Annotated in this window: 14 protein-coding genes; 10 read left to right on the plus strand and 4 right to left on the minus strand. The window is 62.3% G+C overall.

Going from position 1 to position 12,034, the window contains the following annotated elements; all coding sequences use genetic code 11:
* From DP106_RS06905 to DP106_RS06930, 6 genes are all read left to right on the plus strand, one after another.
* Positions 1-428 (plus strand): FGGY-family carbohydrate kinase (locus DP106_RS06905; RefSeq protein WP_240625339.1); only part of this gene is annotated, 428 nt, incomplete at its 5' end.
* Between the two features lie 2 nt (positions 429-430).
* The gene (locus DP106_RS06910; protein ID WP_120084293.1) at positions 431-1,426 is read left to right on the plus strand and encodes a hypothetical protein; all 996 of its coding nucleotides are present in this window, start codon (positions 431-433) and stop codon (positions 1,424-1,426) included.
* Positions 1,427-1,615: 189 nt separating this feature from the next.
* Complete coding sequence (locus DP106_RS06915) at positions 1,616-2,776, plus strand: Cdc6/Cdc18 family protein (RefSeq protein WP_120084295.1); 1,161 nt, start codon at positions 1,616-1,618, stop codon at positions 2,774-2,776.
* 133 nt (positions 2,777-2,909) lie between these two features.
* Entirely contained in the window at positions 2,910-5,636 is a 2,727-nt protein-coding gene (locus DP106_RS06920; RefSeq protein ID WP_165857842.1) for an extracellular solute-binding protein, read from the plus strand.
* A 47-nt stretch (positions 5,637-5,683) separates the two neighbouring features.
* A complete protein-coding gene (locus DP106_RS06925) occupies positions 5,684-5,980 on the plus strand; it encodes an HPr family phosphocarrier protein (RefSeq protein ID WP_120084298.1) in 297 nt (98 codons plus the stop codon).
* Between the two features lie 71 nt (positions 5,981-6,051).
* Positions 6,052-6,726 (plus strand): phosphoglycolate phosphatase, encoded by a 675-nt coding sequence (locus DP106_RS06930; protein ID WP_120084299.1) that lies wholly within the window; start codon positions 6,052-6,054, stop codon positions 6,724-6,726.
* A 30-nt stretch (positions 6,727-6,756) separates the two neighbouring features.
* Here the strand turns inward: DP106_RS06930 and DP106_RS15805 are convergent, their stop codons facing one another.
* On the minus strand, positions 6,757-6,933 hold the full coding sequence (locus DP106_RS15805) for an HEWD family protein (RefSeq protein ID WP_165857843.1): 177 nt from the start codon (positions 6,931-6,933) through the stop codon (positions 6,757-6,759).
* A 221-nt stretch (positions 6,934-7,154) separates the two neighbouring features.
* Here DP106_RS15805 and DP106_RS06940 point away from each other — a divergent pair, with 221 nt between their 5' ends.
* A complete protein-coding gene (locus DP106_RS06940; RefSeq protein WP_120084301.1) occupies positions 7,155-7,310 on the plus strand; it encodes a rubrerythrin-like domain-containing protein in 156 nt (51 codons plus the stop codon).
* A 24-nt stretch (positions 7,311-7,334) separates the two neighbouring features.
* Here the strand turns inward: DP106_RS06940 and DP106_RS06945 are convergent, their stop codons facing one another.
* From DP106_RS06945 to DP106_RS06955, 3 genes are all read right to left on the minus strand, one after another.
* Positions 7,335-7,559 carry a hypothetical protein gene (locus tag DP106_RS06945; RefSeq protein WP_120084302.1) on the minus strand — a complete coding sequence of 75 codons (225 nt, stop codon included), beginning with the start codon at positions 7,557-7,559 and terminating at the stop codon, positions 7,335-7,337.
* A 155-nt stretch (positions 7,560-7,714) separates the two neighbouring features.
* Positions 7,715-8,248, minus strand: a complete 534-nt coding sequence (locus DP106_RS06950; protein WP_120084304.1) for a DUF5815 family protein — start codon at positions 8,246-8,248, stop codon at positions 7,715-7,717.
* Between the two features lie 53 nt (positions 8,249-8,301).
* Entirely contained in the window at positions 8,302-8,913 is a 612-nt protein-coding gene (locus DP106_RS06955; protein ID WP_120084305.1) for a DUF6149 family protein, read from the minus strand.
* Positions 8,914-9,147: 234 nt separating this feature from the next.
* On the opposite strand from DP106_RS06955, the gene DP106_RS06960 reads away from it, so the two are divergent.
* The 3 genes from DP106_RS06960 (at position 9,148) to DP106_RS06970 (ending at position 12,021) form a co-directional block, all read left to right on the plus strand.
* A complete protein-coding gene (locus DP106_RS06960) occupies positions 9,148-10,392 on the plus strand; it encodes an NAD(P)/FAD-dependent oxidoreductase (RefSeq protein WP_120084306.1) in 1,245 nt (414 codons plus the stop codon).
* Positions 10,393-10,462: 70 nt separating this feature from the next.
* Positions 10,463-10,876 (plus strand): DUF7124 domain-containing protein, encoded by a 414-nt coding sequence (locus DP106_RS06965; RefSeq protein ID WP_120084307.1) that lies wholly within the window; start codon positions 10,463-10,465, stop codon positions 10,874-10,876.
* Between the two features lie 74 nt (positions 10,877-10,950).
* Positions 10,951-12,021 (plus strand): S1C family serine protease, encoded by a 1,071-nt coding sequence (locus DP106_RS06970; protein ID WP_120084309.1) that lies wholly within the window; start codon positions 10,951-10,953, stop codon positions 12,019-12,021.
* Positions 12,022-12,034 lie beyond the last annotated feature (13 nt).

The following is a 12,034-nucleotide window of genomic DNA, read 5'->3' on the forward strand; positions in this document are numbered from 1 at the left end:
GCGGGACGATCGTCGGTATGACCCGAGGAACGCGCCGCGAACACATCGTTCGCGCCACGCTCGAATCGATCGCCTACCAGACCAAAGATGTCGCCGAGGCGATGGTCTCGGACGCCGACATCGACCTCTCAACGCTGCGTGTCGACGGTGGTGCTGTCAAAAACAACTTCCTCTGTCAGCTCCAGTCGAACATCATCGGCACGGAGATCGTCCGGCCTGTGGTGGATGAGACGACCGCGCTTGGTGCGGCCTACGCGGCCGGCCTCGCCGTCGGCTACTGGGATACGGTTGACGAACTACGGGACAACTGGCAGGTCGACCGACGCTTCCCTGTCGACGAGGACGCCGACATCGAGGTCAACTACGACCGCTGGAAAGACGCCGTCGAGCGATCCGAAGACTGGGCACAGGACGCGGGTGGTGACTAACGATGGTACTCAATCCGCAGCTCGTTGATCCGACGTTCTACATCGCCGCCTTTGCTGGTGGGGCCTTCGGTGCCGCGATCGGTGCACTCCCGGCGTTCATCTTCACCGGCTTCATGGTGATCGCTGGACAGGCAACAGCATCCCTCGGACTCGATGGTGCTGGTGAGGGAGCCTCGCTAACGGCCAGCGGGTTCACCGGCTACCTCGGCTTCGGGCCGGTTTTCGGCCCACACATCAGCTTCGCTGCTGGTGCGGCCGCAGCCGCATACGCAGCCAAACAAGGTTACATCGACGACGGGAAGAACATCCTGTGGGCTGCCGGAACCCAGAAGACCGACGTACTGCTCGTCGGTGGGATCTTCGGCATCCTCGGGTTGGTCGGCACCGGCCTTGGTCGAACGGTCGGCATCCCGACTGACAACATCGCGCTGATGGTCTTCGTCTCCGCGCTGATTCACCGCGTTGCCTTCGGTTACAGCATCATCGGTGAGGTTACCGGTGACGGCCTCTTTGACGTTGGCCCGTGGGAGCGAGACGAAGACGAAGCACCCGGTATCTGGCTGCCGTGGCAGTACCAGTGGAGCGGTGTCGTGTTTATCGGGATCATCGGCGGCATCCTTGGCGCGGCCGCGTTCCAGGCGACTGGTAGTGCACTGATCGGTTTCGGTATCAGTGCGGCCAGCCTCGTGTTCCTGCAGGCCGGTATCGACAACATCCCGGTCACCCACCACATCACCCTGCCCGGTGCTGTCGGTGCGCTGGGTGCTCAGGCAGCCGGCTACAGTCCGGCGGTCGTGTTGATCTTCGGCGGGCTCTTCGGTGCCTTCGGTGCACTGATGGGTGAGATCTGTAACCGTGTCTTCTACATGCACGGAAAGACCCACGTTGACCCGCCGGCGTTCGGTATCTTCCTGTCAGGTTTCCTGTCAGCTATCCTGACAGCTGCGGGTGTGCTCGGAACAACTTTCTGGGCACCAGTCACCGCGCTCGGCCTCTAAACCGGCTCAAATAGCCGGTTAACCACTCCTTGCTCACCCCGTTGGTGGGCCGGAGTCGCTGACACCGTCGCTCGGCGACGGTCGGCTGCTGATCGATCTTCGATTTTCACTCATTCCAACGCACGGATCGTCGACACCGCGGTACTGATCACGAACCACATCGAGCACTGACCACGCCGGGAGCACACTATGGAACTACACGACCGAATCGCCCGTCGGCAGCGTGCAGACGACGCCGACCCGGAGTACGACGCGATCAGCCCGCTGGGCCATCCCAGTGAGCCAGTTAGCCGGGGGGCCGTCATCGAGCAGCTACTGGACATCCTCAGCCCCATCTTCACGGCTGACCGTCCGGCCGACGGCTATCTCTGGGGGCCGAAAGGCGCGGGCAAATCCGCGATCGTCCGCGCGTTGTTTGCCGAGTGTAGCCGCCAGCACGGCAAACGGTCGACGCGGATGTACACCTCAACACGTGCGGCTCCAACAACCGAGCTCCGATTTCTGTACGTTGACAGCCGGCAGGCCCAATCAACGTTCGCGCTGTTACATACCGTCGTTGCGTCCCTTTCGGCGGAGACGGTGCCAAAACAGGGGATCGGCAGCGCGACGATGCGCGACCGGCTTACGACACAACTGACACAGCGGGATCGACAGGTCGTCGTTGCCGTCGATCACGTCGGCGACCACGAGACACTCGACTGTGGGACGGTGTTCGAGCAGCTCGCGCCGTTTCGGTCGTCGGTTAGCTGTCTGGCGATCGGCCGCAAAGAGCCCGCCGACACCGCGATCAGCGACCGGTCGGCGATCACGCGGGTACATCTTGAGCCATACACCCAACACACCCTTGTCGAGGTGTTGACCAGCCGGATCACCGACGCCCAGCTACGATCGGCGACGACGACCGATATGCTCGCCGAGGTGGCAACGTGGGCCAACGGCGACGCCCACGACGCGCTGGCGGCGCTGTTCGGCGCGGCGGTGACCGCCGGCGCGGATACTGATACCCCAATCGACGACGAGGCGTTGGCAGCTGGGATGGCGGCAGTGCCCCGGCCGTGTGTCGCACTCGGCCGGGTCATGTCGCTGCCGACGAGTCGGCAACGCATCGTCCGGCGGTTGATCGAGTTGCCGGAGGCCGCCCGCAGCTCGGTGCGGGCAGCCGCCGAAGCGATCAGCAGCGACGAACTTGATCTCTCGCGGGCGACAATCGAGCGCGTGCTGTATGAGCTTGCGGAGGCCGGGATCGTCCGCCGGGTGAAAGCCGAACAGCCATCCGAGACCGGCCGCCCACCGTCACGCGTAGAGCCACGGTTCCCGACCCTCGTTTTCGAGCAGTTGGCCGAGACCTGAGGGTAGCTCGTAGGGCCTGCTGGTCGCCTCTGCTGCGGTCAACCGACCCGAGGTAGAACAACGTGAGTCAGGCGGTTGAACATGATAATCCGATACACACATTTATATGCGCTATACCGTAATTGTTGTAACTATGAGTCTACGGTGGATCACGTCTCGTCGGGAGCAGCGGGCCGACAGCGGCATATTAGCCGGTAATGGATGGCGAATCGGTCTCTGTGTGGCCGCACTCGGGGTCGCGTGGCTTACGCGCGACCCGACAGCCAGCCTTACCACAGCTGGCCTGTTTAGCTTTATTCCGGCGTTTTGGCGGTCTGGACGCGATGAGACAGCCGAGAATGCGACAACCAACGCTGAGTCAACAGACGCAGTCGCTGAGACAGAGCCAACAGCTACTGAGACTGAGACAGACCCAACGGCGGAGCCGATCGCTGATACCACCCTTACAATCGAGGAACAACCAGCGGGCGCGACCCCCGACGGCGGCGAGGTTGTGCCGAATCCGGACAACGACAGCGAGTCAGTCGACGAGTGGAAGGCGTTTTGTGAACAGCTGACCGACGCGATGGCCGAGGGTGCTGATGGGGATCTAACCGTTCGAGTCGATCCGGACGACGCACCGGCAGAGGCGGCCGAAACCGCCAAGATGTTCAACGAGTTGGTCGGTGAGTTCAGCGAGACGGTACAGACGGTTGATGACTTCAGCGATCAGGTAACCGGCGCAACAAATCGTGTCACCGGGCGGGTCGAAGAGGTCAAATCCGCCAGCAAGGATATGAGCGGCGAGATCAACGCGATCGCTGACGATGCCAGCAAACAGAACACCCAACTGGAGGAGCTCTCCGATGAGATCCGATCGTTGTCAGCAGCCACCCAGGAGGTCGCGTCCTCGGCCAGCGAGGTCGCCAAGGCGTCCGAACAGGCCGCCGAACGTGGTGAGAAAGGCCGAGAGTTGGGAACGGACGCCCTTGCCGAACTTGACGATATTGACACCCGGACGACCCGGATGCTTGAGGCCACCCAAGAACTCGACAACCGGATCGACGAGATCGAAGAGATCGCGGAGTTCATCGGCGATGTCGCCAGCCAGACGAACATCCTCGCGCTCAACGCTTCGATCGAGGCCGCCCGCGCGGGCGAGGCCGGCGAAGGGTTCGCCGTTGTTGCCGACGAGGTCAAAAGCCTCGCCGAGGACGCCGAGGAGGCCGCCGGCGACATCGAGAGCTCGGTGAGTACGATCCGCGAGCAGGCCGATACCACCGTCGAGGAGATGCACGAAACCCGCGACCGGATCGATTCGGGCGTCGATACGATCGAAAGCGCGGTCGAAAACTTCCAGCAGATCGCCGACGACATCGAGGAAACAAACGTCGGCGTCCAAGAGATCAGTAAGGCGACCGACCAGCAGGCCAACTCACTGCAGGAAGCGGCGGCGATGGTCGACGACGTGAGTGCGATCGCCGACGATACGGCTAACCGCACCGAAAACGCCGCGGCAGCCGCCCAACAGCAGACAACTGCCTTGGCTGAGGTGTCGACCGGTGCGACGACGCTGGATGAACGGAGTAGTTCGCTCAACCAGCTCACAACCAACTACGAGTTCGGCGGCGTGAGCTCACAGCTGGCCGCCGACAGCGACGTGACCGTCTTCGAGTTCTGGCACGCGATGGGCGGCGACAAGGGGCTGCTGTTGGAGAATCTGATCCGGGAGTTCGAGGAACAGGCCGACGGGATCCGGATCGAGGCGACCAACAAGGGCAGCTACCGTGGCAATCTGGAGTCGACGCTAAGTGCCGCCGAGCGTGGCGACACACCGACGCTGTCGCAGATCTACGAGATCGGCACCGCCAAAGCCATCGACAGCGGGGCTTTCGAGCCGGTCGAAAACGTGTTGCCGAGCCGAACGCAGCTGCGTAACTACCTCGATCCAGTCTTGAGCTACTACCGCACCAACGGCACACTGTACTCGATGCCGTTCAACTCCTCGGTGCCGATCTTGGCGATCAATGCGGACGCCTTCAGGGCAGCTGGGCTCGACCCGAATAATCCGCCTGAAACCTTCGCGGAGGTCACCGCCGCCGCCGAGGAGCTGGTCAACGCCGGCGTCACCGACACCGGGATCACCTTCGCCAACTACGGCTGGTTCGTCGAGCAGTGGTTTGCCAGCGCGGGCCAAGAGATCGTCAACAAACAGAACGGTCGCGCGGGGACGGCCGACGAGGCCTTCTACGACAGCGAAGCCGGCGTCGAGCTCTACGACTGGTGGACCGACCTTGACAACCGCGGGCTGTACCACAATCCCGGGATCGAGGCCCGCGGAAAGGCCAAGGACGCCTTCCACGATGGCACCGCGGCGATGTTGGTTGGCTCCTCCTCGTCGTGTGGCTCGATCATCGAGGGCGCGGAGTTCGAGACGAATGTCAGCGGGATGCCCGCCGCGGGCGAGCGCGTCGGGCTCATCGTCGGCGGCGCGTCGCTGTGGGTCTCTGAGGATGCAACCCGCGACCAACAGGAAGCCGCCGGCGAGTTCCTTGCGTGGATGACCGCGCCGGAACAGCAGGCGCGCTGGCATCAAGAGACCGGCTACCTTCCGGTACACGAGCAGGGCGTCGAAAAGCTTCGCAACGACGGCTGGTTCCGCGAAAACCCGGGCCACGAGGTTGGGATCCAGGAGTTGCTCGGCAGCCCAGACACGCCAGCAACCAACGGCGCGCGGATCGGGCCGTTCGATACGGTGCGGACGCTCGTCGCCGAGGCCTACGAGGATATCAAAACTGGCGACACCGAAGAAGAACTCCTCGCCCTCAGCGAAACGGTCGAACAACAGCTTGCAAACTACGCCGCCGAACAAGGCCGATAACGGCGGCAACCACCCACTACTAAGCCACAGACAGTCACAGAAAACCCATGGAACGAACAGTAACGGTTGTCCCAGAGGATGGACTGCACGCGCGACCGGCAACCACGTTCGTCGAAGCCGCGAGTAACTTCGACGCCGAGATCACGGTCGAGGCAGCCGCCGACACCAGACCACCCGTCGCCGCCGACAGCATTCTCGGTGTCACCGGGCTTGGTGTCCGCCGCGGCGACAAGGTAACGCTGCACGCTGAGGGGCGGGAGGCCGAACCCGCACTCGACGCGCTGGAAAACGTCATCACGACACCGGCTGGCGAATCCGATCTTGCCGGCGATGCCACCGCGTGAGTAAATGTGAGATCACGTGGGTGAAACGGGGGCGGCGGAGCGGTTTTTTATCCGGGTCGCCGAGTAGGGGTATGGTACCGCCGCTGGCACTTGATATCGACGGCACATTGACGACTCGCAGCGACCAGATCGATCCACGGGTCTTTGAGGTGTTGCCGGCGTGGGAGGCACCGATCGTGGTGGCAACCGGCAAATCGTTTCCCTACCCGGTTGCGCTCTGTCACTTTTTGGGGATTCCCGAACAGGTTGTCGCCGAAAACGGCGGCGTTGTGTGTGCCGACGGGCAGGTCTCATTTCAGGGTGACCGCGACCGCGCCGAACAGGCGATCGACGCGTTTCGAGACCGTGGCGGCGATCTCGGCTGGGATGCCGCCGATACAACAAACCGCTGGCGGGAGAGCGAACTTGCCGCCAACGTCGACGCCGACGAGGAGTTGCTCCGGACGGTCGCCGAGGAGTTTGGGCTGGAGGTTGTCGACACCGGCTACGCCTATCATCTGAAGACGCCGGGTGTTGAGAAAGGCGATGGCTTGGCCGCTGTCGCGGATATACTCGGGCTGGACGCCGGGTCGTTCGTGGCGATCGGCGACAGCGAGAACGATGTCTCGCTGTTTGGGGCTGCCGGCGACTCCTATGCGGTTGGCAACGCCGACGAGCACGCAAAAGGGGCCGCCGAGACGGTGATCGACGGCGAATACTTCGAGGGAACGCTTGGCGTCCTTGAGTCGCTTCAGCCAGCAGAGTAGGCCGCGGGCCGACAGTAGGCTTCGCTGTGGTTACGCTGACGTCTTAAACGGGACAAACGAGCCGTTGATATCCCACTCGTGGATGCAGTAGATGCTTCCGACGCTGTCGGTGGCGACCTGCCAGGATTCCGCGTCGGCATCCCAGTGTTCTGTCCGCCCACACCGCTCACAGACGCGCTCCGTGGGGTGGCGGAGACGAATTGACATATCAATGTGGGAGTCGCCCACCGGATTAAGGCTTTCTTAGTTGGCGACAATCGCGTCGATCGAGCTGTAGACCGGGTATCGATCCATCCGGGCTCAAACCCAGAGAGTCAACCAATCTGGGTTACGATCAGACAATAATGGATTAATATACCCTAAGGTGTGCGTAGTCATTCCAATAAAACCGCCGTGACTGTTATATACATACCCCGTATCATTATCATATGGCACTTCACTTTCCCACGCTTCACTCGGCGGCAGATGCCGGGAGCCGATTTGAATGCACAGACTGTGGCGCGCGGCTCGAAGAAACGAACGGGAGCCGGCAGTGCCCGGCCTGTGGGGCCGCCATCAGAAATATCGCTGTCCCGCGGAACTGACCCGCTTGTGGCGACACCCAGCGGTTAGTCGTCGTCGATCGTATACCGGTATGGCTGCTGGGCGATCACCGTGACCCCACCGGTTTTCGCCCGGCGGCCGAGCACCGTCGCCAGCTGGTGTGGACTCTCAAAGCTGGTCTCGTCATCATCAGCTTCGAGGGCCGCAAGAATCTCACGCGCCGTCAGTGGCTCATCGGCGGCCGCAAGCACACCTTCAACACGGTCGAAATCGCTCGGTGTGGTCTGCATACACACAGTTACCGCGCGATCGGTTTCAATCTGTGTGTGACAACTGTCAGACAGCCGGCTGTATGGTCGATACAGCCGCCAATTCGACAGGATAGATAGACATATTTTTGACAAGAAACAGCTCACTATGCGGCGTGTGACAGTCGACGGAGCAGCTATGTGGTGAACGACTCCGCTTCGAGATTTCGCTCCTCGCGGTACTGCTCGACAAACTCGGCCACGTCAAACTCGTGCATCTTTGCCTCAAACTCGGTGAGCGCGCTGGTGTCATCGGCGTGGCTGACCGCATGCTCCATCAGTTCGATGACAAGTTCGACAATCCGCTCATGTAGTGCTCGGGAGTCGAAATCCGCAACCCACAGAAGCGCAAAGCCAACATCCGGCTCCTCGGTGGCGTCATAGGAGACGACCTGTTCGGGGAACTCCTCAAGCACAATCCCAAGCAGGTGTGGAGTTCCGAACTCGGGCATCTCCTCGCTGGTGGTTTCGATCGCCTCCTGCAGTACCGCGACCAGAAACTCCGGGAGGAACCGATCCGGCGGGTGGACATCCATCACCACAGCGTGGGGTGTGCCGCAGTCACAGTCGTACTCGCGCATCCCGAGGTCGAGATCGGTGACGACGACCGACTCGCCGCAGGGGAGGTCGATCTGCTCGCCGCGGTCGCCCGGGACACGTGGGGTAGCCATGGATGGTATTCGGGTGAGGAGTGATTAAATCCCGTGTTATGAATCGATTGAGGTTAGCTGTCGGCGCGCTCGGCGTCGTCAACGGCGTCGCTCATCCCCGGAGCGTTGGCTGGATCGGCCTCGGCGGGTTCTGCGGTTCCGGAGCCGACGTGAAGTTCACCGTCGCCGTCCTCGACGTACACGTCGTCGGCAAAGCCGGCGATGGCGTTCTCGTAGGCCGGCTGATCGCGCTGCTCCGGCGTTTCAGGGGCATCCGGGATCCCGTCGACCGGGCGGAACGCACCGAGTGGGTCGTCGACGCTGATCCCGTAGCGTTTGAAAAAGTCCTCGTATCGCCGAAAGTGCTGTTCGAACTCCTCGGCGGGGATCTCCATCATCTCCGTCCAACCGTGGTTGAAGAAATCGAAGTTGGCCTGAATGTGGGTGATCTCACGAGCTTTGGCCTCCGAGAGACCGGCTTCAAGCGCGGCGACGTAGGTGTCCATCGTCGCATCAAAGAAGCCATCGAGGTGATCGCGGCGGGCCTCACGGGCGTCCTCGTCGGCTTTTCCGAGGAAGATATCGGTGTGCATATCAACCAGCTTGTCGTTGGCGATATCGCCGATCACGGGCGCGGTCAGGGCGTTTTTTGCGGCCCAGTGGCGGAGATTTTGGCGTATCTTCATCGCACCGGCTGTTGGGGATGGATAGGCTTGAAGGCCACGGCACAGTGAGACACTCACCAGTGTCAGCGCTGGAAGTCGAGCGGCGATGACGACGGGATGAAATCGAGCGGAAACCCGCCGACAGGAGCCACAAAAAGCGTGGGTTTGTCCGGTCGCAGCCACCCGGCATGGACGGTTGTCAACGGTTCCGTGTCGATAGCAACCTCCTTTACCCCGGATCACGAACGCAGGGATATGACAGCATCGTACGTCGTTATCGGTGACGGGATCGCGGGCAGCTCCGCCGCGGAGACACTCCGGGAGGAGGCCCCGGACGCCGAGATCACCGTCATCACCGAGGAGGGCGAGGCCCTCTACAACCGGATCCTCATCAAGGAGTACGCCAAGGGCAAACTCCCCGAGGCCCCCATTTCGATCCACGACGAGAGCTGGTATGCCGACCGCGATATCGACCTCCGGCTCAACACCGTCGTCACCAACATCAACCCCGACGGTCACACCGTCTCAACCCACGAGGGCGAGGCGATCGACTATGACAAGCTGCTGGTCGCCACGGGCGGCACCCCGACCCAGCTGCCGGTCGACAACAGCGACGCCGACGGGATTCACCACTTCTGGACGTTCCAGGACGCCCGGAACATCCGCGAGCATATCGAAGCGGCCGACTCGGCAACCATCGTCGGGGCGGGTTTACTCGGCATCGACATCGCCGCGATCTGTGGGGCCCAAGAGGTCGAAGCGGACTACCTCATGCGCGGGGACTGTTGGTGGCGGTACGCCCTCACCGAGGCGGGCGCGGAGATCATGCACGACGCCATGCGGGAACGCGGCGTCACACCCGTCTTTCAGAGCGGCGTCGATCACTTCGAGACCGACGACGAAGGCCGCGTCGAGGCGACGATCGATCCCAACGGCGAACGGTTCGAGTCGGATTTCGTCGGCATCGCCATCGGCCTTAATTTCAATATCGAGCTACTACAGGATCTCGACGTTGAACAGGACGACGGCGTCGTCGTCGACGAGTATATGCGCACCAGCCTGGATGATGTGTTCGCCGCCGGCGACCTGACGCGGTACTACGACACGATTCTCGGTGAGCACGCCCAAAACGGCTCGTGGGGGTCAGCCAAAGAGCAGGGCACCATCGCCGCGAAAAACATGATAACCCCCGAAAGCGACGCCTTCCGGTGGGTGTCGTCGTACTCGATCACCCACTTCGATTTCCCCTTCCTCTCGTTTGGCCATCCAACGATCGGCGACGAGTACGTCTCACAGGCCTACGGCGACAACGAGTGGCGACGCGTCGCTATCAAGGACGACAAGATCGTCGGCGGCGTGCTGATCGGCGATCTCGCCCCCCAGAGCGGCTACAAGGAGCTCATGCGTGAGGAGATCCCGGTCGGCGACCAGACCGAGGCGCTGCTCAACGAGGAGTTCGAGGCCGACGACATCGCACCGGTACAGGAACAAAAGCAGTAGCGACCGCGCCGGCCAGCAGCGACAGTCGGTGAAGCGAAGCGGTTTTCGGCACCCGTAGGTTACCGCAGGTATGGACGGAGGCAGCGGCGAGATGACCCTCGCATTCGAGCTTGCGGCCCTGCAATCGCTGGCGGATCCAGGGGTTGTGGTGACTGATGCCCGGCAGTGGACGGAGTATGTCGGCGTTGTCAGCGAGAAGCCGACCTACGTCGTGACGAATTTTACCCGGAAACACCGGGTGCGACAGGATTTCTTTTCGGGGCCCCGCGGTGTCGGTGAAAGTCTTGAAAACGTCGCCGAGCAGTTCGATACCCCTCGGCACGTCTTCGTTGGGACAGGCGAAGACGACGCGGCCATCGCCGACGACGCTGGCTGGGAGTACCTACCCCTAGAAGAGGCCGCCGAAGCCGCCGAGTGGGAACTCGCCGCGGGGTCAGCTGACAAGGATCACTTCGACAGCGAAACGCGAGACGACTGGCCGTAATCGGCGACAGCAACGATCGGCCCATCGGCACGACCAGAAAATATCCACATAGTAACGGCCGATGGCAGCGTGATATGCGTGCTCAGCCAACGCGGAGAGAGATCATTCGCACGGGCGGAGCCACAGTACTCGCCGGGCTCGCTGGTTGTAGCTCATCGCTGTCGACATCATCACCGGAGACAGAAACGGACGACAACGACGAGACACAACCGGACGCACAGCCTGAGGACGACACCGAGATCTATGAGGCGACGATCGATTCGGTTGTTCTCGTTGAGACCGACGGCCAAGGAACCGGGTTCATGTACGACGACCAGCATGTCGTCACCAACGCTCATGTCGTCGGCACTGCACAGTCGGCGAGAGTCAGATTCACCGAGGGACGGTGGAGCACCGCCACGGTCGTCGGCAGCGACCCTCACAGTGATCTTGCGGTTCTCGCTGTCGATGATGTACCCGAGACAGCAAGCCCGCTGTTGTTTGCCGACGATGACCCAGCGGTGGGCCAGCAGGTGTTGGCGATCGGCAACCCATACAACCTCGACGGGACGATGACAAGCGGGATTATCAGCGGCATCGACCGCTCGATCCCCTCGCCGGCCGGCTTTGAGATCCCGGATGCGATCCAGACCGACGCCCCGGTCAACCCCGGCAACAGCGGTGGGCCGCTGGTCGATCTCAACGGCGATGTCGTCGCCGTTATCAACGCCGGTGGCGGCGACAACATCGGGGTCGGTATCTCGGCCGCGCTCACCCAGCGGGTCGTCCCCGAGTTGCTCGCCACCGGCGACTACGACCACGCCTACATGGGCGTCTCCTTCGAGGACGTAACGCCGACGGTCGCCCGGGTCAACGACCTGCCAGCCTCTCGTGGGCTACTCGTCGTTGGCGTTGCACCCGGTGGCCCAAGCGACGGTCGACTGCAACCAAGTAGCGAGATCACGATCGGTGACGGCGAACGCGTTCCCATCGGCGGCGACGTGATCCGCGCGGTCGACGACACCACAATCGAAACAAGCGAGGCGTTAGGGAGCTATCTTGCCTTAGAAACCAGCCCCGGTGAGACAGTTGAGGTGACGGTGCTGCGGGATGGGCGCGAACAAACGGTGCAAGTCGAGCTTGGAACACGCCCGACTGGGCTGTAGGGAGCCAACCGCC

Origin of the sequence: Halonotius pteroides, assembly GCF_003605635.1 — an archaeon.
Classification (GTDB): Archaea; Halobacteriota; Halobacteria; order Halobacteriales; family Haloferacaceae; genus Halonotius; species Halonotius pteroides.

What these genes read in the sequence shown, in the direction of transcription:
- DP106_RS06910 (WP_120084293.1), top strand. Translation starts at nt 431, where the DNA reads ATGGTACTCAATCCGCAGCTCGTTGATCCGACGTTCTACATCGCCGCC.
- DP106_RS06915 (WP_120084295.1), top strand. Translation starts at nt 1,616, where the DNA reads ATGGAACTACACGACCGAATCGCCCGTCGGCAGCGTGCAGACGACGCC.
- DP106_RS06920 (WP_165857842.1), top strand. Translation starts at nt 2,910, where the DNA reads ATGAGTCTACGGTGGATCACGTCTCGTCGGGAGCAGCGGGCCGACAGC.
- DP106_RS06925 (WP_120084298.1), top strand. Translation starts at nt 5,684, where the DNA reads ATGGAACGAACAGTAACGGTTGTCCCAGAGGATGGACTGCACGCGCGA.
- DP106_RS06930 (WP_120084299.1), top strand. Translation starts at nt 6,052, where the DNA reads ATGGTACCGCCGCTGGCACTTGATATCGACGGCACATTGACGACTCGC.
- DP106_RS15805 (WP_165857843.1), bottom strand. Translation starts at nt 6,933, where the DNA reads ATGTCAATTCGTCTCCGCCACCCCACGGAGCGCGTCTGTGAGCGGTGT.
- DP106_RS06940 (WP_120084301.1), top strand. Translation starts at nt 7,155, where the DNA reads ATGGCACTTCACTTTCCCACGCTTCACTCGGCGGCAGATGCCGGGAGC.
- DP106_RS06945 (WP_120084302.1), bottom strand. Translation starts at nt 7,559, where the DNA reads ATGCAGACCACACCGAGCGATTTCGACCGTGTTGAAGGTGTGCTTGCG.
- DP106_RS06950 (WP_120084304.1), bottom strand. Translation starts at nt 8,248, where the DNA reads ATGGCTACCCCACGTGTCCCGGGCGACCGCGGCGAGCAGATCGACCTC.
- DP106_RS06955 (WP_120084305.1), bottom strand. Translation starts at nt 8,913, where the DNA reads ATGAAGATACGCCAAAATCTCCGCCACTGGGCCGCAAAAAACGCCCTG.
- DP106_RS06960 (WP_120084306.1), top strand. Translation starts at nt 9,148, where the DNA reads ATGACAGCATCGTACGTCGTTATCGGTGACGGGATCGCGGGCAGCTCC.
- DP106_RS06965 (WP_120084307.1), top strand. Translation starts at nt 10,463, where the DNA reads ATGGACGGAGGCAGCGGCGAGATGACCCTCGCATTCGAGCTTGCGGCC.
- DP106_RS06970 (WP_120084309.1), top strand. Translation starts at nt 10,951, where the DNA reads ATGCGTGCTCAGCCAACGCGGAGAGAGATCATTCGCACGGGCGGAGCC.